We start from the raw sequence: 21,611 nt of genomic DNA, 5'->3' as shown, positions 1-21,611 counted from the left end.
ATGGCCTGGAGATCCGCCCCTCAGCGCGAACCCGGCTGCGGCATCAGCGCGTCCCACAACGGCGACGCCTCGGCCCGGTTGCGGGCGTTGAGTTCGTCCAGGTACCAGTCCTGGCCGAGCAGTTGCTTGACCCGCGGAATCGCCTCGCCGTCGGGGCCGCTGTAGTAGTGCACCTTCCGGGTGTCGCCGTCGTTCACCATCCGGAACATCACCTCGACGGTGAGCGCCGGGTCCGAACGCACCAGGTTCAGCGACGCGAACTTGTCCCAGGAGGCGTTGTAGTCGTCCGGCACGTCCTCGGCCCGGTCGACCTTGCTGAAGATCCTGGTCGCGTGGTTGCCGGGGTGCAGCGCCTTGACCTGGACGCCGAACTCGCTCAGCTCGGCATGCAGTCCTTCGGTCAGCGAGGCGACGGCCGCCTTCGACGCCTGGTACACCGACGTGTACGGGAACCCGCCGTCGGCGCTGATCGAGCTGACGTTGACGATCACGCCGGACCGCTGGGCACGGAAGATCGGGATGAACGCCTTGTTCAGCGCCATCAGCCCGAACACGTTGGTCCGGAACTGCCGGTGCGCCTGGTCCATCGTGGTCGCCTCGAGCGGCCCGGACTGGAAGTACCCGGCGTTGTTGATCACCGCGTCCACCCGCCCGAACGCCGACCGCGCGATCTCGCCGAACGCCAGATCCGCCTCCTCGTCGTCGACATCCAGCAGCAGGGTCTTCACGTTCGGTACGTCGCGGTGCGCGTCCAGGTCGGACTCCTTGCGGACGGTCGCGACGACGTTCCACCCGGCGCCGGCGAACCGCCGTACGGCCAACTGCCCGAATCCGCTCGCTGTTCCGGTGATGACGATGGTCTGCACGGTTCCTGCCTTCCCTCGGAGTGATTCCGGATTTAGTGAAACACGGTTGCGGTATTAATGCAACCATGTTGCGGTAGAGTTGGCGCATGACCCCGCCCACGTTCGAGCGCGCCCGGAGCGCCGAGGCCAAGCGCGTCCGCGAGACCGCGATCCTGGAGGCCGCGACCCTGCTGGCCACCGAGCGCGGTGTCCGGCCGGTGACGCTGACGGACATCGCCGCGGCCGTCGGCATGCACAAGTCCGCCATGCTGCGGTACTTCGAGACCCGCGAAGAGATCTTCCTGCGCCTGTCGGCCAACGCCTGGACCGAGTGGTCGACAGACGTCCGCAATCAACTCGACCGCCTGCACAGACACCGGCCCACGGCCGACGGTGCGAGTGCGGGGATTTCGGCTGTTGCGGCGGTTCTTGCTGACACGCTGGTCGCGCGGCCGCTGTTCTGCGACCTACTCGCGCACACGCCGCTCAACCTCGAGCGCGGCGTGTCGTTCGCCGCGGTCAAGTCCTTCAAGCTCACCGCGATCGCCGAGGCGAAGGCGGTCAGCGCCGCGCTGAGCGCCATCCTCCCGCTGACCGCAGCCCAGGCAGGGGACGCGGTAGCAACCGCGACCGCGATGGCCGGCGCACTCTGGCAGATGGCGGCCCCGGGAACGGAACTCCGCGGCTTCTACGAAGAGACCCCGGAACTGGCGCACGCGGTGGTCGACGTCGGCCCTCGCCTCACGGACATCCTCACCGCTCTACTGCGCGGCTACTGCGCGGGCTGACGCTCGGCCCTGTCTTGCCGCAGACTCGTGGGATGATCCCCGCACCCGCGACCACCGCGCCCGCCGACGGCACCTTCACCCTGACTACGACCACCGGCATCACCGCCCCGCCCGAACTGTCCGGCCCGGCAACCCGCTTCGTCGAGGCCCTCGCGCAAGACACCGGCGTCCGCTTGACCGGCACCACGGGCATCACGCTGGAACTCGCCCCCGTGGACGACGTGCCGCCCGCACTCGGTGTGCGTGCCGACGGCGCACCGACCGCGGATGAGCGTTACGGGTTGGAGGTTTCCGGGGCGGGGGTTCGGGTCTGGGGAGCTACTGCTGAAGGGGTGCACCGGGGGCTGACATCTCTCCGGCAGCTGGTGGTGGAGCAGTTGGAGGACGGTATGGCGGTGCTCCAGGGTGGGCGAATCGTCGACGGTCCGCGCTTCGCGTGGCGGGGGTTGTCGCTGGACGTCGTACGGACGTTCCACGGGCCGGACGAGGTACGCCGGATCATCGACATGCTCGACCTGTACAAGCTGAACGTCCTCCACCTGCACCTGACGGACGACCAGGGCTGGCGGGTGGAAGTACCGTCCCGCCCCGAGCTGACCGGGATCGGTGCGGCCGGCGCGATCGGGGACCGGCCCGGCGGGTACTACACCCAGGCGGAACTGGCCGACCTCGTCGCGTACGCCGCCGACCGGTACATCACCGTCGTACCCGAGATCGACATGCCCGGCCACACCGCCGCCGTCTTCAAGGCCTACCCGGAGCTCGCGCCCGCGGACCCGAAGACAATCGAACTCGGGAACGGCGACCAGCTCCACCTCGGCACGCTGGACCCCGCGCCGGACGCGACGTGGACCTTCGTCGAGGACGTACTGGACGCGGTCATCCCGCAGTTCCCGACGAGTGAATACGTACACATCGGCGGCGACGAGACCTGGGGCATGTCCGACGAGGACCACGCCGCGTTCGTCGAGAAGGCCTCCGAACTCGTCCGGCAGCGCGGCAAGCGGGTCGTCGGCTGGCAGGAGATCGCCCGCGCGAAGCTCGATCCGGCCGACGTCGTGCAGTACTGGCTGGACCTCGACATCGACGCGATGGGCGACAACCCCGACGCCCCGACCCCACCCGAGGAACTCCTCCCGGTCCTGGTCGACGCCCTCCGCAAGGCGAAGCACGACGCCCCGAAAGCCCTCGAACAAGGCGCGAAGCTGATCGTCTCCCCCGTCACCTGGCTGTACTTCGACCGCCCGCACGCGGACGCGTCCACCGACCCCGAACAGGAGAAGGCCCGCGAACGCCTCGGCCTCGAGTTCTACGGCGCCGCCTCGCTCGAACACGGCGTCTCCTGGGACCCGGCCGACCTGATCGCCGCGGACCGGATCGCCGGCGTCGAGGCCGCCATCTGGTGCGAGACCATCACGAACTCCGTCGACCTCGAGCTCCTGCTCCTCCCCCGCCTCCCCGGCCTCGCCGAAAAGGCCTGGTCCCACCGGACCACCACCGCCTGGCCCGAGTACGCGACCCGTCTCGCCCACCAGTCCCCCACCTGGCGCAACCGCACCTGGACCTGGCTCCGCTCCACCGAGGTCGACTGGAAATAACAGAAGCGGGCGGCCCACCAAGGGCCGCCCGCTTCCGAACGGTCAACAGGTAGCAGTAGGTGCCGCCCAGTCGGCGCGATCGTTGTACCCGCCGTCTCCCGCATCACCGACGACCAGGTCGAGGACGCGTACGCCGCTCACGTTCACGTCGAACTGCTTCGGCGTGAACCGGTCGACGACCCCGCTGTCGAACAGAACCTTGCCGTCGCCGACGACCTGGAACGTCGACGTACCGCCGTCCGGCCCGACGTTGCTCACCACGTCGTCGATCCCGACCGTCCCGGTCAGCCGTGAGCAGGCCTTGCCCAGGTAGTACCGCACCAGCGACGGCGACGCCACGCCGATCCCGGTCGGGTACGTCGTACCGGTGAGCTTGATCGGGTTGCCGCCGCCCACGCTCTGGTCGATCGTCGGCGACATCCACCCGCTGGTCGCGCTGATCCACGGGTGATGGGACAGCGGCACGGTCCCGCTCGGCGGCGCCGGCGCGACCACCACCGGCGCCAGCACGGTCGTCTGCCGCTGCTCGCCGTACCGAACCGTTTGGTATGTCGTCGTCGCGGTCAGGGCGGCGGTGCCGGGAGGTGCGGTGGGCGGGAGCTTGACGGTGAACCCGTACGTCGCCTGCTGGCCGCCTTCGATCAGCCTCGGCGGCTTCGACAACGCCCGCACCGTCCATCCGGTGCCTCCGGCAACCGTCACGGTCGGCTCGAACACCGGTTGCAGGCTGTCGTTGCGCACGGCAACCTGCACCGTCAGCTCGTCGCCCCCGGCAACGACCGGCGCCACGCCCGCAGGCTGCGCGTCGGATCCGACCTTCGTCACCTGCGGGATCCCCGCCGTCACATGCGGAGCACCCGGCGTACCGCGGGCAACCGAGACCCGGAACAACGCCGTACCGTGCGCCGGAACCGCCGCGCTGATCACGCCGCCGCTCTCGGTCACCTTGTCGGTCCAGGCGTTCTTGAGCGTGAATCGATCGCCGGACAGCCCGACCGCCGACGCGGTGGTCGTCAGCGTCTGCGCGCTGTCGCCACGGTTGAGCAGTACGACGGCCCGGCTGCCGTCGGCGAGCCGCTTCACCCACGTCTCCGTCGTACCGGCCGCGCCGACGCGTACCGCCTGTACGGCGGCCTGGTCCTGGTTGATCGCGATGACATCAGGATCGGTCAGCATCCCGACCGTGGTCGCGCTGAGCTTGCGGACGTCGCTGCCGATCACCAGGGGCGCGGCCGCGACCGCCCACAACGTGAGCTGCGTCCGGAACTCCTCGTCGGTCATCCCGAGCTCCGGTGCCAGGTAGTCCGGATCGCTGAACGCCCCCGGTTTCACGACCTCGGGGTGCCGCGCGTTCGCGTCGTAGTTCCGCAGTACGTCCTTGAACTTGATGTCGCCCTGGAAGCCGACGTCGGTGTACGTACGCCAGGACTGTGCGATCGCCGGCGCGTACGACCACGAGTTGATCGACTGCTGCGATTCGGGATAGTTGCCCCAGTCCGGCGAGGTCACCGGGTTGCACAGGTTGAAGATCATCGGCCGGTGGCTCGCGTTGTTCCGCAACGCCTGGGCGAACTCGGTGTACGCCGTCTTCGGGTCGAGGTCCGCGGCGATGCCGCAGAGGAAGTCGACCTTGACCGCGTCGAAACCCCAGGCGGCGAAGGTATCCGCGTCGTGCTGGTAGTGCCCGCCACTGCCGAGGCCACAGTGCGCCGGCAGGTAGGGACCGGCGTCGGTGTAGATCCCCGCGCGAAGGCCCTTGCTGTGGATGTAGTCGACGAGCGGCTTCAGGCCGTGCGGGAACTTGGCCGGATTCGGGACCAGATCGCCGGCGGCGCTGCGGGACTGGTCGGCCTGCCAGCCGCCGTCCAGCCACACGATGTCGTACCCGGCCTTCGCGAGGCCGCGGCTGACCAGTGAGTCCGCGACCGACTTGATCGTGTCCTCGGTGAAGTCGCCGCCGAGTCCGTAGTAGGTGTTCCACCCCATGTACGGGGTCGGGCTGAGCACCGGAGCCGTGGCCTGAGCCGCCACGGCTCCGGTGCTGGTGGCGGCGAGCACGCCGGCCGTCAAGGCCGCCGCGAGCACACCGCCCAGCAGTCGTTTCATCGCTTGCCTTCCTTCGAGCGGACGGTCAGTCGAGGGCCTCGACGACGACGCAGCGCGAGTCCGCGGTGCCGTCGAACGCGATCCCGACCTGCAGCAGGTAGCTGCCCGGGTAGGTCTCGTCACCCACCCGGTAGTTCGTCGCCGGATCCAGCCCCGCCAGCGGCACCCGCCGCGGCCGGGCCGGCAACGTACCGCGCACGTTGCCGTCACCGGTCTCCCACAGGAACACCACGGACCGCCGGTCGGCCACGTACTGCACGCCATGGGTGAGTCCATAAACGTTGCTGTCAGCAATCAGTTCCCGGAATCCCTTGTACTGCGCGATGTGCCGAGCGGCGGTCTTCAGCTGATCGTCGGTCCACCCGGAAAGGTCCGCCCCGATCCCGAGCACCCCCGCCATCGCAACATGGAACCGGAAGTCGATCGATCGCTCACGCCCGTCGTGCGTACCCTCGGCATCGGTCACCCACGAGCTCATCAAGTGCGGCGCGAACCCGGTCCGGAATCCCTCCTGAATCCTGAGCCGATCCAACGGAGCCGTGTTGTCCGAAGGCCAGAGCGTGTCCACCCGCGCAGCCATCCCGAGATCCACCCGAGCACCGCCACCCGCACACCCCTCCACAACGACCTCAGGGTGCTGGGCCCTCAGACGATCCAGAATGCCGTAGAGATTCGCGACCACCTGTCCATCGAGGTCTCTGCGCTGGTCACCACTGTCGAGCCGCGGCCGATTGGCATCCCACTTGAGATACGTGATGTCGTACGACGACAGCAGCCGGTCGAGCGTGTCCCAGATGAACTCGGCGACGTCGTCCCGGCTCAGATCCAGCAGCAACTGGTTCCGGATCAGCACCGGCTCCCGCCCCGCCGTACGCAGGATCCACTCCGGATGCCGCCGCGCCAACTGTGATCGAGGACTGACCGACTCGGGCTCGATCCACAACCCGAAGCCGAGTCCCAGCTCCTGCAACCGCGTGATGAACCCGTCCAGCCCGTCCGGGAACTTCGCCGGGTCCACCTCCCAGTCCCCCAGCCCGCCGGTGTCGTCCGACCGCCCGACGAACCACCCGTCGTCCACCACGAACGTCTCCACGCCGATCGCCGCCGCCCGGCGCGCCAGCTCGAGCTGATGCTCCGCCCGAAGATCGAACTCGGTCGCGAACCACGAGTTGTACAGGACCTTCGGCGTACGGCCCCGCGACAAGCCGCGCTCGTACGCGTGAAAGACCCGAGCCAATCCGTCAGTGCCCTCGGCACTACAAGCACCGACAGCCTTCGGCGACTCCCACGTCTCCTCCGGCCCGAGCCGCAGGCCCAGACTCGAGGAAGTTCGCCCTGCCTGAAGGCGCAGCAGCCCGGTGGTGTCCACCTCCGCGGACGTCTCCCACGACCCGGACCACGCCAGCTGTACGCCGTACGCGACGTCCCCGTCCGTCGCCAGGAACGGTGAATACGTATGCCCTGTGATCCCCTGCGTGCTCCCGATCGTGAACCGCCCGCGTGGCAGGGTCACCGAGGCCTGCTGGAACTCGCTGTTCCACTCGCCCCACAAGTACTTCACGGTGTTCCCGACCGGCACCACGAAGGCCGCGGAGTCATGCCGGTGCAAGGTCAGCTCAGCAGTCCCCTCGTTCGCCAGCGAGACCCACCGCTCGACGACGTCGCCGACCATCCGGTAGTGCAGCACGAGCCGAACCACATCCACGAATACCAACTGCAACTCGTCCGCGGACTCGATCGCTTCGGTGAAGACCGGACGGAGTTCGTCGGACCCGTCCGGCTCACTCACCACCAACTCCACGGGCGATGTGTACCGAACCCCGCGTACGGCGTACTCCAGCGGCTCCACGTCCGCACGCGGAACGAAATGCTCCGTACCGACGACCTCGACCGGTGCGCCCCCGTCCCCCGGCCCCCACGCCACCAGCTGCGCCCACTGACCGTGGTCCGGCACACCGACCACGTACGACGTCGTCGTACCGCGTAGCGTCCAGGTCCTCACTTGACCGCTCCGATCGCCAGCCCGCCGACGAAGTGCTTCTGGAACCGCAGGAACACCGCGACGGTCGGCACCGCCGCGATCACCGTCCCCGCCGCGATCACGTTCCACGACGACACGAACAGCCCCTGCAACCCGAGCAGCGCCGGCGTCACCGGCATCTTCTCGCCGGTCCGGATGACCGTGATCGACCAGAGCAGATCGTTGAAGATCCAGGTGAACGACAACGCCCCGAGCGCCGCCAGCGCCGGACGCGTCAGCGGCAGGATCACGGCGGAGTAGATCTTCCCCGGGCCGGCCCCGTCGATCGTCGCCGCCTCCTGGATCTCGCGCGGCAGGTCCCGCATGAACCCGTGCAGCACGAACGTGTAGAACCCGAGCCCGAACCCGACATGGACGGCGATCAGCGCGATCAGCGTGTCGTAGTACCCGATCAGTTCGACGAACCGCGAGATCGGGATCAGCAGGATCTGCGGCGGCAACAGGTTCCCCATCAACATCAGCAGCAGGATCGTCCGCCGGAACGGGAGCGAGTACCGCGCCAGCCCGTACGCGGCGATCGACGCCAGCCCGAGGCTCAGCAGCACGGCCGGGATCGTCACCAGCAGGCTGTTCACCAGCGCCCGGAACTCGTCCGCGTCCTGCCACGCCGACTTGTACGTCGAGAACGTGAACGAGTGCGGCAACGACCCCAGCCCGTTCGCGGCCACGTCGTCGAACGAGCGGAACGAGATCACGATCACCCACAGGATCGGCGCGATCCACAGGAACGACACGATCGACATCGCCACGTGGTACCCGGCACGGCGAATCACGATTCCTCCCGGAAGGCGCGGATCAGGTAGCCGAGGATGACGGCCAGTGCGAGCAGGAAGATGATGACGGCGATCGCCGACGCGTAGCCGAGCTGCGTGGACTGGAAGGCGGTCGAGTACATGTACGTGCTGAGCAGCTCCGACGAGTGGTACGGGCCACCCCTGGTCATCGACCAGACGATGTCGAAGGACCGCAGCGAGTCGATGACGATCACCGACAGGACGACCGAGTTGACGCCCTTGAGCTGCGGGATCGTGACGTACCGGGTGCGCTGCCAGGCGGAGGCGCCGTCGACCTTCGCGGCCTCGTACAACGCGGGGTCGACCGCTTTCAGGCCGGCCAGGTAGAGCACCATCACGTACCCGATCTGGCGCCACAGCGCCGGCACGATCACGGCGTACAGCGCGGTGCCGGGGTCGGCCAGCCACGGCCGTACGAAGTTGCCGAGGCCGATGGACCGGAACACCGTGTCGACAAGTCCATCCGGCTGGTAGAAGACCCGCCAGATCAGCGCGGTCACGACCAGCGAGAACACCACCGGCGTGAACAACGCAGCCCGGTAGATCCCCACACCCCGCCGCTCCTTCTGCAGCAGCAGGGCCATCCCGAACCCGCCGATCACGCTCAACCCACCGAACAGCACCAGCCAGATCGCCGTGTTCTTCAACGCGGTGCGGAAGATCGGGTCCGACACCATGTCACCGAAGTTGCCGAACCCGACAAAGCGCGGCGCCGACAGGCCGTCCCAACTCGTCAACGCCAGCCAGAACCCTTGCAGGGCAGGCCAGAACACCCAAACCGCCTCAATCAGGAACGGCACCAACACAAACACCAGGATCAGCGGCGAAACCCGCCGCGTACGGCGTGACGCCGAACCGGCGCGCGTCGGGCGTCGGGTCTCCACAGCTGTAGCAGTCACGCCTTGAAGACCTTCTGTGCTGCCGCCTGCCAGTCCTTCAGGATCTGGTCGACCTGGTCGGGCTTGTCGAGGAACTTGGTGAGCGCGGCGTCGGCGGTCGGCTGGAGGGCATCGGACGAGTCGCGGTTGAAGAACTGGGTGATCTCGGCGGCACCTTCGATCATCGCCTTGCCCTTCTTCACCAGCGGCGTGTCCGCGGCCTTGCCGTCCGGGTTGGCCGGGATCGCCGTACCGGAGGAGTTCTGCACGTAGATCTCCTGCGCCTGCGCGGTCGCCAGCCAGGCCAGGAACTTCTTCACCCCGTCCGGGTCCCGGACCTTCTTCGACGCGAAGTACCCGTCGGTCGGCGCCTCCTCCGCGACCGGTACCGCCGGGTCGATGATCGGGAACCGGAAGAAGTCGATGTCGTCCAGCGCGTCCTTCGGGGCCGAGTCCGCGAAGAACGTGCCGATCAGGAACATCCCGGTCTTCCCCGCGAGCAGCGCCGACGTCGCCTCCTGGAACGGGAACGACTTGCCCTTCGGGTCGAAGTACGGCAGCACCTCGCGCCACTTGGTGAACACGGCCTTGACCTTCGGGTCGGTGAAGTCGCCCTGGCCGGCCAGCAGTTTGCGGTGGAACGGCGCCCCGTTGATCCGGATATTCAGGTAGTCGAACCAGGCCGACGCCACCCACGGCGTGTCGCCGAGCCCGATCCCGATCGGCGGGATCCCCTTGCCCTGGATGGTCTTGCAGACCGCGACGAACTCGGCCCAGGTCTTCGGCGGTGTCACGCCCCACTTGGTGAAGTTCGACTTCCGGTAGAACATCCCCCACCAGTAGTAGCTGGTCGGGACGAAGATCTTCTGCCCGGCGCTGCTCGTGGACAGCGTCTGCATCGCCTTCGAGTAGTTCCCCATCGATTCCCAGACGCTCGACACGTCCAGCAGCAGGCCCTTCTTCGCATACGAGTCCGCGACCGATCCGGCGTACCAGGTGTAGACGTCCGGCGGTGTCGCCGAGGTGAGGTACGTCGGCAGCTGGGTCCGGAAGATCTCCGCGGCGACCGTGTTCAGCTTGACCTGCGAGCCACCGGTCTTGTTGTACGCAGCAACGAGTTTCTCCATCGCGGCCTTCGCCTGCTCACTGGAGAGGTTCGACTGCAGCGCGACCTCGCCGGTGGCCGCACCGCCGCTGCCGGGACTCTGCGCGGACGTCGCGCACCCGGGAACCAGGGTCGCCGCGCCGAGCACTCCGAGCCCTTTCAGAAAAGTCCGCCGATCCGCTGCCAAGGTCATGCCGGCACTCCTGAGATCTGCCCGCCCGGCGATGCCAGTCGGGTGCGTGGTCTGTTGCGGAAGATCTTGCGGCGGGCCGTCGCGGGTGTCAATATTAATTCGTAAATTACGAGCAAATAGCTTGACCGGACAGCGCCGTCGCGGTGAACTGATGCCCTGAACCGGACTTCGAAGGAGATGCGCGTGCGGCTGGCTGGGCGGGTGATCGTGGTGACCGGGGCCGCGTCGGGGATCGGTGCGGCCTGCGCCGAACGGGCGCTGGCCGAGGGGGCGCAGGTCGTGCAGGTGGACATCCGGCCCTGCAAGGAGCTGCCGGGCAAGTCGATCACCGTGGTCGGTGACGTCGCGTCGGCGGACACCTGGGCGGAGGTCCGGTCCCGCGGCCGCGACGAACTCGGCCCGATCGACGGACTCGTCAGCAACGCGGTCGTCGTCGACGTGAAGCCGGCCCACGAACTCTCCCCGCCGTCCTGGCAACGCCAGCTCGACGTCAACCTGACCGCCGCGTTCCTCGGATTCCAGGCGCTGTACGACGACCTCGTCGCGGGCGCCGGTTCCGTCGTACTGGTGTCCTCGGTGCACGCGATCGCCGGACTGCCCGGCCATCCGGCGTACGCCGCGACGAAGGGCGCACTGGTCTCGCTCGGACGCCAGCTCGCCGTCGAGTACGGTCGCGACATCCGCGTGAACACAGTGCTCCCGGGCCCGGTCGTGACGGCGCTGTGGGACCGCGTCGACGCCGACGGCCGCGAGCGCAGCGCGCAGGCGACCGCGCTCAAGCGGCTCGGGCAACCCGACGAGGTGGCTCAGGCGGTGGCGTTCCTGCTCTCGTCAGAGGCGTCCTTCGTGACCGCGGCCACCCTGGTGGTCGACGGCGGATGGTCAGCAGTGAAGGACTCGGCGTGAAGGAGAGCAGGGTGGCGGGGATTCAGCGGGGGCTGCACGGTCAGATCGTGGAGGAGATGGCGCAGCGCATTCTGTCCGGGACGATCCCGGAGGGCGCGACCATCAACGTCACCGAGCTGCAGGCCGACCTCGGCGTCAGCCTGACCGCGGTTCGCGAGGCACTGAAGGTGCTCACCGCGAAGGGCCTTGTCGACGCGCGGCAGAAGCGCGGTACGTTCGTCCGGCCGCGCGCGGACTGGAACCTGCTCGACGCGGACATGATCCGCTGGCACTTCAAGGACGCCGACGCCCGCCCGGAGCTGCTCGAGGAACTGCACGAAGTACGCGGCATCGTGGAGCCGGCCGCCGCCCGGTTGGCCGCCGTACGGGGAGCCGACTCGCATCTGGCGGCGCTCGACGAGGCGCTCGCGGCGATGGAGTCCGCGGGCGACGACCTGGCCGCGGTGGCCGCCGACCTCGCGTTCCACCGGGCGTTGCTCGCGGCAACGGGTAACGAGCTGCTGACAAAGATGGAAGTGATCATGGAGACCGGGCTCGCGGACCGCGACCGGCTGGTGCACAAGGTGAAGCCGTCCGGCGACCCGGTGCCGAGCCATCGGCGGGTCGTGGACGCGGTCCGCGCACACGACCCGGACGGCGCCGAGCTCGCGATGCGCGAACTGCTGGCGAAGGCGGCGTCGGACCTCACCGAAGTCCGTGGCTCGTCGCGTAAGGGGCGCCGGTGAAGATCGAGAGGATCGAGACGTTCCTCGTCCCGCCGCGCTGGCTGTTCTGCCGGATCGAGACGAGCGACGGCGTCGTCGGGTGGGGCGAGCCGGTGGTCGAGGGCCGTGCGGAGGTCGTGCGGGCGGCGATCGACGTACTGGCGGAGTACCTGATCGGCCAGGATCCGTTGCAGATCGAGCGGCACTGGCAGGTGCTGACCAAGGGCGGGTTCTACCGCGGCGGGCCGGTGCTGAGCAGCGCGGTCGCGGGGCTCGACCAGGCGCTGTGGGACATCGCCGGCAAGGTGTACGGCGCTCCGGTGGCGTCCCTCCTCGGTGGACGGGTGCGCGATCGGGTCCGCGTGTACGCGTGGGTCGGCGGTGACGAGCCGTCGTCGATCGGTGATGCCGTCGCCGAGCAGGTCGCCGCGGGGATGACGGCGGTGAAGATGAACGCCAGCGGTCAGATCCGGGTGTCGCCGTCCGTTGCCGACATCAACGACATCGTCACCCGGCTCGCCGCCGCGCGGTCGGTCCTCGGCGACACCCGTGACGTCGCGATCGATCTGCACGGGCGGGTCGGCGTCGCCGGTGCGCGGCGGATCCTGCAGGCGGTCGAGGGCCTGCAGCCGATGTTCGTCGAGGAACCGATGGTGCCGGAGCAGATGGCGCAGCTGCCCGAGGTCGTCGCGACGTCGACGGTCCCGGTGGCCCTGGGCGAACGCCTGTACCACCGGTCCGATTTCGTGGCGCCGCTGAACGCCGGGGTCGCGGTCGTCCAGCCCGACGTCTCGCACGCGGGCGGGATCTCCGAGCTGCGGCGGATCGCCGTACTCGCCGACACCCACGGCGCACTGCTCGCGCCGCACTGCCCGCTCGGGCCGATCTCGCTGGCGGCGTCGCTGCAGGTGTCGTTCAGTACGCCGAACTTCCTGATCCAGGAGCAGAGCCGGGGCATCCACTACAACGTGGCGAGCGACCTCACGTCGTACGTCGTGGACCCGGCGCCGTTCACCTGGATCGACGGGCACGCGGAGTGGAATCCCCTGCCAGGCTTGGGAATCACGGTCGACGAAGCCGCGGTGCGCGAGGCCGATCGTACCGGCCATGCCTGGCGCAACCCGGTCTGGACCCACCACGACGGGTCCTTCGCAGAATGGTGACCGCTGCCGTGGCCGTCGACCTTACCGACGGCGGCCGTTGGACCTCCCTGCGACTCGCGGGGCGTGAGTGGTTGTGGGCCGGACCAGGTCTCGTCGACGGTCCCCGCACCGGCCTGACGACCTTCGTCGACGCGGGCGGTGTCGACGAATGCTTCCCGACCGTCCGCGGTACGCCGGACCACGGCGGCCTCTGGAACCAGCGCTGGGGTCATCCCTACGACGGTGCCGTCCTCTCCCGCACCTTCTCCTGCGCTCGCGACACGGTGACCGTCGACTACCACCTCGAGGCCGAACCGGGCTACCGGTTCGTGTGGGCCGCCCACGCACTGCTCGACTGCATGCCCGGAGCAACAATCACAACGGACTTCTCCGAATGCCGCCTCTACCCCGACGACGGCCCCTGGGTAGCCAGCAGTTGGCCGACCGTCACGACGTACGGCCCCACCGACGGCACCGCGGTCGGCGCGGTACTGGTGGACTGCCCAACGGTCTCGGTCCACGACCGCGACGCCGAGCTCACCATGACGCTGAGTTGCCCTGGGCAACCGGTCTCCACCGCACTGTGGCGCAACCAGGGCGGCTTCCCGGCCGAAGCGCCGTACCGAAGCCTCGGCGTCGAGCCCATGCTCGGCAAGGTGTTCGACCTGGCCGAAGCCGCCCCGGACGACGCCGCCGTAGTCCCGGCCGCCGGCGAACTGACCTGGCGGCTGATCCTCTCCGCTTGCCGGACAACGTGAACGGGCGTCCACGGTAGGGACCGTGGGACGTCCTATGTCTGACTCATCACATAGGTTGGGGCCATGGATCTGCTTGCCGAACTCCGGAGCCGGAAACTGCTCGCGATCATCCGCGCCGATCGCGCGGACACCGCACTCGACTGCGTCGAGACCCTGATCGAGGCGGGGATCACCGCGCTCGAGATCTCGCTGACCACCCCCGGCGGCGTAGAAGCGATCGCGAAAGCGCGCTCGCTGTACGACGAGAACATCCTGATCGGCGCCGGTACGGTCGTCACCGCCGACCAGGCGTCTGCCGTCGCCGACGCCCGGGCCGACTTCACCGTCACGCCCGGGATCACCCGCGGCGCCCACCGCTCGGTCGAGCTCGGCCTTCCGCTGCTCTGCGGCGCCCTCACCCCCACCGAGGTGATCGCCGCCCTCGACCTCGGCGCCACCGCGGTCAAGATCTTCCCTGCCAAACTCCACGGCCCCGGCTACCTCGCCGAGCTCCGCGCCCCGCTCCCCGACGCACCGCTGATCGCGGTCGGTGGCGTCGACGCCCAGTCGGCCCCGAAGTACCTCGCGGCCGGCGCCCTCGCCGTCGGCGTAGGCTCCCCCCTCCTCGGCGACGCCACCAACGGCGGCCCGCTGGCCGAACTGGCGATCCGCGCCAGCACCTTCCGCACCGAACTCGACATCTGACCTCCACCTACCCGGCGCCCCGCAGGGGTCGCCCCAGTCCCCGGAGCCCGCGAATGACAGACCTGCTGACGCTTGGTGAGACGATGGTTTCGGTGCGGACCGAGCGGCCGATGCGGCTGGGCGGGGACGCGCAGCTGTCGATCGCCGGCTCGGAGAGCAACGTGGCGATCGGGGTGGCGCGGCTCGGGCACGACGTCACCTGGTTGAGCGCCGTCGGTAACGACGAACCCGGCCGGCTGATCCAGCGCACCCTGCGCGCCGAGAACGTCGACGCCCGGGTCCGGTTCGCCGACGACGCGTTCACCGGGTTCATCGCGTTCGACCAGCCGTCGCACGACATCACCCGGGTCAGCTACCACCGCCGCGGGTCGGCGGCCTCCACCCTGACCCCCGACGAGACCACCGCTGCCATCACCGAGCTGTCGCCGACCTTGATCCACGTCACGGGCATCACCCCGGCGCTCTCGGACACAGCCCGAGCCGCGACGCTGGCCGCCGTACGCACGACCAATGCCCAGGTCTCGCTCGACGTGAACTATCGCGCCCGCCTCTGGTCCCGCGCCGACGCCGCGGCCACGTTGCGCGAACTCCTCCCGCACATCCACACGGTCTTCGCCTCCGACGACGAACTGGATCTCATCAGCGACGCCGAGGACCCGATCGCCGATCTGCTGCAGACCGTCCACACCGTCGTGGTCACAGCCGGCGGCAAGGGCGCCTGGTCCCACACCCGCACTCCCGAGCCGCTCGCGATCCACCGCCCGGCCCTGCCCGTCACGGTCGTCGACAGCGTCGGCGCCGGCGACGCGTTCGTCTCGGGCTACCTGTCCGCCACCCTCGACAACCTCTCCCCCGAGGCCCGCCTCGACCGCGCCAGCACCTCCGGCGCCTTCTGCGTCACGGCGTACGGCGACTGGGAATCCCTCCCGACCCGCGACGACCTCACCCTCCTCACCCACGCCCAAGGCACCGCCCTCCGCTGACGGCTGTCACGGCAGGAGGGCCTGCTGACGGTTGGCGTCTGAGGTGCTGGGTCTGCGCCCGGGATCCAGGCCCCCGGCGTCGTGTCACAGGCGCGGCGCCTGTCTCGTCCTAGTCGGGTGACCACTCACTGGCAGGAATTACGCAGTACGGCGGAACTCGACCGCTTCGGTACGCCGGACCCGATCGTCCGCGACAAGGTGGAGCCGCGCCTGCACGACGTACACCGTGAATGGATCGGCGGCACACCACTGGTCTTCGTCGCCACGTCCTCGCTCGACGGCCGCTGCGACGTCTCCCCGAAGGGCGACCCGCCCGGGTTCGTGAAGGTCCTCGACGAGACCACCCTCGCGATCCCCGAGCGCTCCGGCAACCGCCGGATGGACGGCTTCCGCAACATCCTCGAGAATCCGCACGTTGGCCTGGTCTTCCTGATCCCGGGCCGCCCCGAGACCCTCCGCGTGAACGGCCGCGCCCGGATCATCACCGACGCGCCGTTCTTCGACGACATGATCGTCCGCTCACACCGCCCGCGGCTGGCGCTCGTCGTACACGTCGAAGAGGTGTTCTTCCACTGCGCCAAGGCGTTCGCCCGCTCGAAGACCTGGAAGCCCGCGAGCTGGGAGCCGACCGCGGTACGCCCGTACGCCGAGATCGCCCAGGCACTGTGGCGCCGCGGCGAATCCCTGGAGTCCATCGAGGCGCGCACCCTCGACGTGCCGCTCTACTGATCTTCCGCGGGAAACAGGATCGGGCTGAGGAGGTAGCGCGAACGCTCGGGCGTCGCCTCGTTGGACAGCACGGGCAGGATCGCGGCGCGCATGCCCTCGATCAACTGGTGGAGCTCGGCCTCCGTGAGCCAGATGCCGTGCTGGCGATAGCCGACCAGATCGGCGATCGGGTCCGCGCCGTCGCGCTCGGTGTACGCCGTGAACTCCGCGAGCAGTGCCGCCATCGCCGCCGCGAACCCGCGCTGGTGGTCCTGCACGGTCAACTGCTCGAGCTGTTCGGGCGTGATCGACGCGTGCTCGGCCCGCAGCCGGAAGTGCCGCTCGACCGCGCCGCGGACCCGCCGTTCCTCCGCGACCTCGAGGATCCCGCCCTCGGCGAGCAGCTCGACGTGCCGGTACAGCGTCGCCTTCGACACGTCCGCGACCCGCGCCCCCAGCTCGGCGGTCGTCAGCTCGCGGCCGCCGCGCAGCGCGTGCACGATCCGCAGCCGCACCGGATGTCCCAGCAGTTCCAACGGACCCATGGCGTAACGATCTCACGTCGTGCTACCTTTCTCAAACAATGAGAAAGGTAAGGCGATGACCACCTGGACTCCTCCGGCGTACGCCGATCCGACCACCTTCACCGAACGCGACATCACCCTCGATGCGACCGTTCCGGGCACGCTCACACTCCCGACCCGGCAGGCCGACGTGGGCGTCGTGCTGCTGGCCGGCAGCGGCCCGTTCGACCGCGACGGCACCAGCGGCCCGAACAAGCCGCTGAAGGACCTCGCCTGGGGCCTGGCCACCCGGGGCGTCGCCGTACTGCGCTTCGACAAGACCACCGCGAACCGGCCGGAGGCGATGACCGAGCCCGGGTACACGATGACGGCGGAGTACCTCCCGCACGCGATCGCCGCCGTCCGCGCCCTCGCCGAGCACGTCGACCGGGTGGTGCTCGTCGGGCACAGCATGGGCGGCAAGGTCGCCCCGATGATCGCCGCCGCGGAGCCGCTCGTCGCCGGTGTGGTGATCATGGCCGGCGACACCGAGCCGATGCAGCGCTCCGCCGTTCGCGTGATGCGCTACCTCGCGGAGACCACCCCCGAGGTCATCCCGCCGGGAACCGTCGAACTCTTCGAACGGCAGGCCGCCGTCATCGACGACCCCGGGCTCAACCTCGAGACACCCTCCAGTGAGTTGCCGTTCGGGCTTCCGGCGTCGTTCTGGCTGGATCTGCGGGCGTACGATCCGGTCGCCACCGCGGCGAAGCTCGACGTACCGATCCTCGTCCTGCAGGGCGGTCGCGACTACCAGGTCACCGTCGCCGACGATCTCCCGGGCTGGCGCGCCGGGTGTCCCGAACGCGACCATCACCGTCCTCGACGCCGACAACCACTTCTTCTTCGCCGGCACCGGCCCGTCCACGATGGCCGACTACCAGGCCCCCGGAAACGTGGACCCGGCAGTCATCACCACCATCCTCGACTGGTTGCCCTAAGCAAGTAGGGCGGGATCGGACTCGAGCTCGCGTTCGGGGTCGAGTGGGAGCACGATCTTGAAGACCGTCCGGCCGGGCTCGGACTCCACGCGGAGGTCGCCGTGGTGCTTCTTGACCACGATCCGCCAGGAGATGTCGAGCCCGAGCCCGGTCCCCTCGCCGATCGGCTTGGTGGTGAAGAACGGCTCGAAGATCCGCCGCCGGATCTCCTCCGGGATCCCCGGTCCGGTGTCACCGATCTCGACCACGGCGTACGCGCCGTCCCGCCGGGTCCGCAGCGTCAGGGTCCCGGATCCGCCCATCGCGCTCACCGCGTTGTCGATGATGTTCGTCCACACCTGGTTGAGCTCCGCGGCGTACGCCGGGATCGCCGGCAGCTCGGGATCGAACTCCTTGACGATCTGGTACCCCTGAAGCTTGCCCGACATCATCACCAGCGTCGACTTGAGCAGCTCGCGCAGATCCACGGTCTGGTACGGCGCGCGGTCGATCTGCGAGTACTGTTTGGCGGCACCGACGAGCGTGGAGATCCGGGTGACCGAGTCGTCGATCTCGTTCATCAACGACTCGGTGTCGATCGTGTACATCAGCCACCGGACGGCACCTTCGAGGTACTTCGGGCCGACCGCGGTCAGCACCTCCTCCATCCACGGCACGTCGAGGCCGGCCGCGGCCAGCACCGGGGCGATGTCCCAGCTGGCCTGGACGTCGTGATCGTCGAGCCAGTCGGTCAGCGTGTCCTCGCGATCGGACAGCTCCAGCGGCGGGACGTCCTTGTCCTTGTTCTTGTCCAGCCGCTCGACCGCGTCGTCCTGGAGCGCGACGATCTGGTGCAGCTTGGTCGCGTCCAGCGTGCCGTCGGCGAGCATCGCCAGCTTCGACCGCATCCCGGAGACCCGCTGCCGCAGCGTCGCCGCGGCCCGGACCGCCGCGGCCGCCGGGTTGTTCAGCTCGTGGGTCAGCCCCGCGGACAGCGAACCGAGGGCGAGCAGCCGCTCGCGCTCCCCCAGCGTCTCGTTGGTCCGCCGCATCCCCATCACGAAGCCCTCGATCAGGTGCACCGCCATCGGGAACCAGGTGTTCATCATCGTCGCCATGGTCTCGGCGCTGATCACGAAGAACTCCGACGGCTGCGTCACCTGCATCGTCGCCGTGTACGACTTGTGGTCGTTGGCGCCGAAGAACGCGTTGAACGCCCCGGAGTACACCCCGCGCTGGCTGGTCCGGTTGATCTCCACCAGCTCGCCGTGCGAGAGCTTGCAGAGCCGGATCTCGCCGCTGAGCAGGACGTAGCAGCAGGTCGCCTCGTCGCCCTCGTTGAACACGGTCCCGTCGTGCACCGGTTCGACGTACCCGGCCTCGGACAGCCACTGCAGCTGCTCCTCGTTGAGGCTCTCGAAGAGGAACAGCGTGCGCAGCTCGTCGGGCGCCAGCCGCTTCACCGCTTGATCAGTCATCAGAGCATCTCCAGGTATCGGTGCACCAGTGTCACGGCCATCGCCCCGTCGCCGACCGCCGACGCGACCCGCTTCACCGATTCGGCCCGCACGTCGCCCGCGGCGAACACGCCCGGCATGCTCGTCTCCAGGTGGTACGGCTCCCGTTCCAGCACCCAGCCCGGCGGTCTGCCGGGCAGGTCGGGTCCGGTGAGGACGAAGCCACGCTCGTCGCGGAGCAGGTCACCGGGCAGCCAGTCCGTCCGCGGGGCCGCGCCGATGAACACGAACATCCATTCCGTGTCCACCTCGCGCTTCTCCCCGGTCTCGCTGTTCAGCAGGGTGAGACGCTCCAGGTGCTCCGAGCCCGTACAGGAAACGACCTGCGTGCAGGTGTGCACCTCGATGTTGTCGATCGCATCGATCTGGTCGATGAGGTACGACGACATCGTCGCGGTGAGCGATGGTCCTCTCACCAGCATATGCACGCGTTTCGCATGCCTGGAGAAGTAGACCGCGGCCTGACCGGCGGAGTTCGCCCCGCCGATGATGTAGACCTCCGCACCGGCACACGCCGGCCCTTCGGTGGTGGCCGAGCCGTAGTAGACGCCGCGGCCGCACAGATCGTCGACGCCGGGCGCCTGGAGGGTCCGGTACGAGACGCCGGTCGCCAGGATCACCGAGTGCGCCGAGATCTCGCTGCCGTCCGCGAACACCAGGCGGCGGGCGTTCCCGAGCGTCTCCAGCCCGACCACCTGACGCGTCGTCAGCAGCTCGGCCCCGAACCGGACCGCCTGCCGCCGCGCCCGGTCGGTGAGCTGCGCGCCGGACACGCCGTCCGGGAAGCCCAGGTAGTTCTCGATGCGGCTCGACTGCCCGGCCTGACCACCCGTCGCCAACTGCTCGACGAGGACGGTCCGCAGACCTTCGCTGGCGCCGTACACCGCGGCACCGAGGCCGGCCGGACCGCCGCCGACCACGACCAGGTCGTAGAAGTCCTTCGCCGGCGCCGTGGTCAGGCCGACCTTCTCCGCCAGCTCGGCCTCGGACGGCGCGACCATCACGCTCGCGTCGGGCGTGATCACCACCGGCAACGTCGTACCGTCGACGCCGGCCGCGTCCAGGAGCCGCCTGGCCTCCTCGTCGTCGACATTGAGCCAGCGGTACGGCACCGCGTTGCGGGCCAGGAAGTCCCGCGCCGCGAACGACGGCGCCGACCAGCGGTGCCCGATCACCCGGGTCTCGTCCCCGGACGGCTCCGGGGTCGTCTTCCACAGGTCGAGCATCGCGTCGACCACCGGATACAGCTTCTCCTCCGGCGGGTTCCACGGCTTCAGCAGGTAGTGGTCGAGGTCGACCACGTTGATCGCCTGGATCGCCGCATCGGTGTCGGCGTACGCCGTCAGCAGCACCCGCCGGGCCAGCGGGAACAGATCCATCGCGGCCTCGAGAAACTCGATACCGGACATCTGCGGCATCCGGTAATCGGCCAGCAGCAGCGCGACGGGCTCACCCCGCAGCTTCAGCTCCTTCAGCGCCTCGAGCGCCTGCCCCGGGCTCTCCGCCCGGACAATACGATTCTCCTCGCCGTACCGCCGCCTCAGGTCACGAGCAATCGACCGGGAAACCCCGGGGTCGTCGTCCACGGTAAGGATCACCGCACGAGTGGTTGCCGCTGTCATGCCTCCTTCATACCAGCGCCACCCCACAAACCGTCACCACTAATCCACAGCCCAGCCAGGAAGGCTGCATGCGCTGTGTTACGGGTCGCTGTACGGGCCGCAGTTCAAGCAAGGCCAGGGGTGGCCGCAGCGGGTGCAGAGGCCGTCTGGGGTGGGGGCTGGGAGCCAGACGGTGGGGGTTGGGGTTGTGGGGGTGGTGTCGTCGGGTGGGAGAGGTAGTGGTGCGGGGGTCCAGTGGAGTTGGGTGCGGGCGTCGGGGGCGTGGGTGGCGAGGAGGGCGGGGACGCCGGCGTCCCAGGTGGCGGTGCTGGGCCACGGGCCGCGCCAGCGGAGGGTGGCTGCGCCGTCGGACCACTCCACGCCCTCGGCGAGGATCGCGGTGGGGTTGGTATGGCGGACCAGACGGAAGAGGCGGGCCTGGGGCTGCGGCGGGTTCACCTCTTCAGGTTGCCCAGAACGCACTGCGGACAACAGGTGTTTGCTGTGGGCTGTGGGAACAGCCCACAGCCCCCATGCCCTTGTTTTTAACGGTTTTTGTCGGCGAGGGCTTGTAGCTTTTCCGGCACGCACCACATGAGCTCGAAGCACGAACGGGGTGGTCCTGTGACTTTCGGTTCCCTACTGCGGCAGTGCAGGCAGACGGCCGGGCTGAGCCTGCGGCAACTGGCAGCACAGGTCGGGTACGACCACAGCTATCTGTCGCAGGTGGAGCGCGGGCAGCGGCCGGGCTCTGCCGACCTGGCGCGGCTCTGCGAC

Annotated in this window: 21 protein-coding genes; 11 read left to right on the top strand and 10 right to left on the bottom strand. The window is 69.0% G+C overall.

All coding sequences use genetic code 11. The features are described from left to right. Positions 1-20: 20 nt before the first annotated feature. The gene (locus VFF46_RS21025; RefSeq protein ID WP_325038876.1) at positions 21-866 is read right to left on the bottom strand and encodes an SDR family oxidoreductase; all 846 of its coding nucleotides are present in this window, start codon (positions 864-866) and stop codon (positions 21-23) included. Between the two features lie 86 nt (positions 867-952). Between VFF46_RS21025 and VFF46_RS21020 the strand changes: the two genes are divergently transcribed. Beyond that, the gene (locus VFF46_RS21020; protein ID WP_325038875.1) at positions 953-1,633 is read left to right on the top strand and encodes a TetR/AcrR family transcriptional regulator; all 681 of its coding nucleotides are present in this window, start codon (positions 953-955) and stop codon (positions 1,631-1,633) included. Positions 1,634-1,665: 32 nt separating this feature from the next. Then, the gene (locus VFF46_RS21015) at positions 1,666-3,231 is read left to right on the top strand and encodes a beta-N-acetylhexosaminidase (RefSeq protein ID WP_325038874.1); all 1,566 of its coding nucleotides are present in this window, start codon (positions 1,666-1,668) and stop codon (positions 3,229-3,231) included. A 42-nt stretch (positions 3,232-3,273) separates the two neighbouring features. On the opposite strand, the gene VFF46_RS21010 is transcribed toward VFF46_RS21015, so the two are convergent. From VFF46_RS21010 to VFF46_RS20990, 5 genes are all read right to left on the bottom strand, one after another. Then, on the bottom strand, positions 3,274-5,337 hold the full coding sequence (locus VFF46_RS21010) for an NPCBM/NEW2 domain-containing protein (RefSeq protein WP_325038873.1): 2,064 nt from the start codon (positions 5,335-5,337) through the stop codon (positions 3,274-3,276). A 25-nt stretch (positions 5,338-5,362) separates the two neighbouring features. Then, positions 5,363-7,339 (bottom strand): alpha-galactosidase, encoded by a 1,977-nt coding sequence (locus VFF46_RS21005; protein ID WP_325038872.1) that lies wholly within the window; start codon positions 7,337-7,339, stop codon positions 5,363-5,365. Beyond that, entirely contained in the window at positions 7,336-8,151 is an 816-nt protein-coding gene (locus VFF46_RS21000) for a carbohydrate ABC transporter permease (protein WP_325038871.1), read from the bottom strand. Before VFF46_RS21000 ends, VFF46_RS21005 begins: the two co-directional genes overlap by 4 nt. After that, positions 8,148-8,945 carry a sugar ABC transporter permease gene (locus VFF46_RS20995; RefSeq protein ID WP_325038870.1) on the bottom strand — a complete coding sequence of 266 codons (798 nt, stop codon included), beginning with the start codon at positions 8,943-8,945 and terminating at the stop codon, positions 8,148-8,150. Before VFF46_RS20995 ends, VFF46_RS21000 begins: the two co-directional genes overlap by 4 nt. Before the next feature lie 122 nt (positions 8,946-9,067). Next, positions 9,068-10,348 (bottom strand): substrate-binding domain-containing protein, encoded by a 1,281-nt coding sequence (locus VFF46_RS20990; RefSeq protein WP_325038869.1) that lies wholly within the window; start codon positions 10,346-10,348, stop codon positions 9,068-9,070. A gap of 183 nt (positions 10,349-10,531) precedes the next feature. Here VFF46_RS20990 and VFF46_RS20985 point away from each other — a divergent pair, with 183 nt between their 5' ends. From VFF46_RS20985 to VFF46_RS20955, 7 genes are all read left to right on the top strand, one after another. Continuing rightward, complete coding sequence (locus tag VFF46_RS20985; RefSeq protein ID WP_325038868.1) at positions 10,532-11,254, top strand: SDR family oxidoreductase; 723 nt, start codon at positions 10,532-10,534, stop codon at positions 11,252-11,254. Beyond that, positions 11,251-11,979, top strand: a complete 729-nt coding sequence (locus VFF46_RS20980) for a FadR/GntR family transcriptional regulator (RefSeq protein WP_325038867.1) — start codon at positions 11,251-11,253, stop codon at positions 11,977-11,979. The genes VFF46_RS20985 and VFF46_RS20980 overlap by 4 nt, the downstream gene beginning before the upstream one ends. Further along, positions 11,976-13,121, top strand: coding sequence for a galactonate dehydratase (gene dgoD, locus VFF46_RS20975; protein ID WP_325038866.1), 1,146 nt, complete (start codon positions 11,976-11,978; stop codon positions 13,119-13,121). The genes VFF46_RS20980 and dgoD overlap by 4 nt, the downstream gene beginning before the upstream one ends. A gap of 8 nt (positions 13,122-13,129) precedes the next feature. Next, complete coding sequence (locus VFF46_RS20970) at positions 13,130-13,858, top strand: hypothetical protein (RefSeq protein ID WP_325038865.1); 729 nt, start codon at positions 13,130-13,132, stop codon at positions 13,856-13,858. Positions 13,859-13,921: 63 nt separating this feature from the next. Further along, positions 13,922-14,542, top strand: a complete 621-nt coding sequence (locus VFF46_RS20965) for a bifunctional 4-hydroxy-2-oxoglutarate aldolase/2-dehydro-3-deoxy-phosphogluconate aldolase (protein WP_325038864.1) — start codon at positions 13,922-13,924, stop codon at positions 14,540-14,542. Positions 14,543-14,595: 53 nt separating this feature from the next. Next, complete coding sequence (locus tag VFF46_RS20960; protein WP_325038863.1) at positions 14,596-15,525, top strand: sugar kinase; 930 nt, start codon at positions 14,596-14,598, stop codon at positions 15,523-15,525. Between the two features lie 117 nt (positions 15,526-15,642). After that, entirely contained in the window at positions 15,643-16,254 is a 612-nt protein-coding gene (locus VFF46_RS20955) for an MSMEG_1061 family FMN-dependent PPOX-type flavoprotein (protein WP_325038862.1), read from the top strand. On the opposite strand, the gene VFF46_RS20950 is transcribed toward VFF46_RS20955, so the two are convergent. Further along, positions 16,248-16,778 carry a helix-turn-helix domain-containing protein gene (locus tag VFF46_RS20950; protein WP_325038861.1) on the bottom strand — a complete coding sequence of 177 codons (531 nt, stop codon included), beginning with the start codon at positions 16,776-16,778 and terminating at the stop codon, positions 16,248-16,250. The genes VFF46_RS20955 and VFF46_RS20950 overlap by 7 nt on opposite strands. A gap of 55 nt (positions 16,779-16,833) precedes the next feature. Between VFF46_RS20950 and VFF46_RS20945 the strand changes: the two genes are divergently transcribed. After that, positions 16,834-17,745, top strand: a complete 912-nt coding sequence (locus VFF46_RS20945; RefSeq protein ID WP_325038860.1) for an alpha/beta hydrolase family protein — start codon at positions 16,834-16,836, stop codon at positions 17,743-17,745. On the opposite strand, the gene VFF46_RS20940 is transcribed toward VFF46_RS20945, so the two are convergent. The 3 genes from VFF46_RS20940 to VFF46_RS20930 form a co-directional block, all read right to left on the bottom strand. Next, positions 17,734-19,194 (bottom strand): ATP-binding protein, encoded by a 1,461-nt coding sequence (locus tag VFF46_RS20940; protein WP_325038859.1) that lies wholly within the window; start codon positions 19,192-19,194, stop codon positions 17,734-17,736. The genes VFF46_RS20945 and VFF46_RS20940 overlap by 12 nt on opposite strands. After that, positions 19,194-20,855 (bottom strand): FAD-dependent oxidoreductase, encoded by a 1,662-nt coding sequence (locus VFF46_RS20935; RefSeq protein WP_325038858.1) that lies wholly within the window; start codon positions 20,853-20,855, stop codon positions 19,194-19,196. The genes VFF46_RS20940 and VFF46_RS20935 overlap by 1 nt, the downstream gene beginning before the upstream one ends. A gap of 78 nt (positions 20,856-20,933) precedes the next feature. Further along, positions 20,934-21,293 carry a hypothetical protein gene (locus tag VFF46_RS20930; RefSeq protein WP_325038857.1) on the bottom strand — a complete coding sequence of 120 codons (360 nt, stop codon included), beginning with the start codon at positions 21,291-21,293 and terminating at the stop codon, positions 20,934-20,936. 135 nt (positions 21,294-21,428) lie between these two features. Here VFF46_RS20930 and VFF46_RS20925 point away from each other — a divergent pair. Then, positions 21,429-21,611, top strand: a 183-nt coding sequence (locus VFF46_RS20925; protein ID WP_325038856.1) for a helix-turn-helix transcriptional regulator, incomplete at its 3' end; no start/stop codon positions are given.

It is taken from the genome of Kribbella sp. (genome assembly GCF_035655035.1).
Taxonomy (GTDB): Bacteria; Actinomycetota; Actinomycetes; order Propionibacteriales; family Kribbellaceae; genus Kribbella.
Note: the sequence above shows the minus strand (reverse complement) of the source record. Positions and strands in the feature narration are given on the sequence as shown.

Coding starts and splice junctions, on each gene's coding strand:
- VFF46_RS21020 (WP_325038875.1), top strand. CDS start 953: ATGACCCCGCCCACGTTCGAGCGCGCCCGGAGCGCCGAGGCCAAGCGC.
- VFF46_RS21015 (WP_325038874.1), top strand. CDS start 1,666: ATGATCCCCGCACCCGCGACCACCGCGCCCGCCGACGGCACCTTCACC.
- VFF46_RS21010 (WP_325038873.1), bottom strand. CDS start 5,337: ATGAAACGACTGCTGGGCGGTGTGCTCGCGGCGGCCTTGACGGCCGGC.
- VFF46_RS20990 (WP_325038869.1), bottom strand. CDS start 10,348: ATGACCTTGGCAGCGGATCGGCGGACTTTTCTGAAAGGGCTCGGAGTG.
- VFF46_RS20965 (WP_325038864.1), top strand. CDS start 13,922: ATGGATCTGCTTGCCGAACTCCGGAGCCGGAAACTGCTCGCGATCATC.
- VFF46_RS20960 (WP_325038863.1), top strand. CDS start 14,596: ATGACAGACCTGCTGACGCTTGGTGAGACGATGGTTTCGGTGCGGACC.
- VFF46_RS20950 (WP_325038861.1), bottom strand. CDS start 16,778: ATGGGTCCGTTGGAACTGCTGGGACATCCGGTGCGGCTGCGGATCGTG.
- VFF46_RS20945 (WP_325038860.1), top strand. CDS start 16,834: ATGACCACCTGGACTCCTCCGGCGTACGCCGATCCGACCACCTTCACC.
- VFF46_RS20940 (WP_325038859.1), bottom strand. CDS start 19,194: ATGACTGATCAAGCGGTGAAGCGGCTGGCGCCCGACGAGCTGCGCACG.
- VFF46_RS20935 (WP_325038858.1), bottom strand. CDS start 20,855: ATGACAGCGGCAACCACTCGTGCGGTGATCCTTACCGTGGACGACGAC.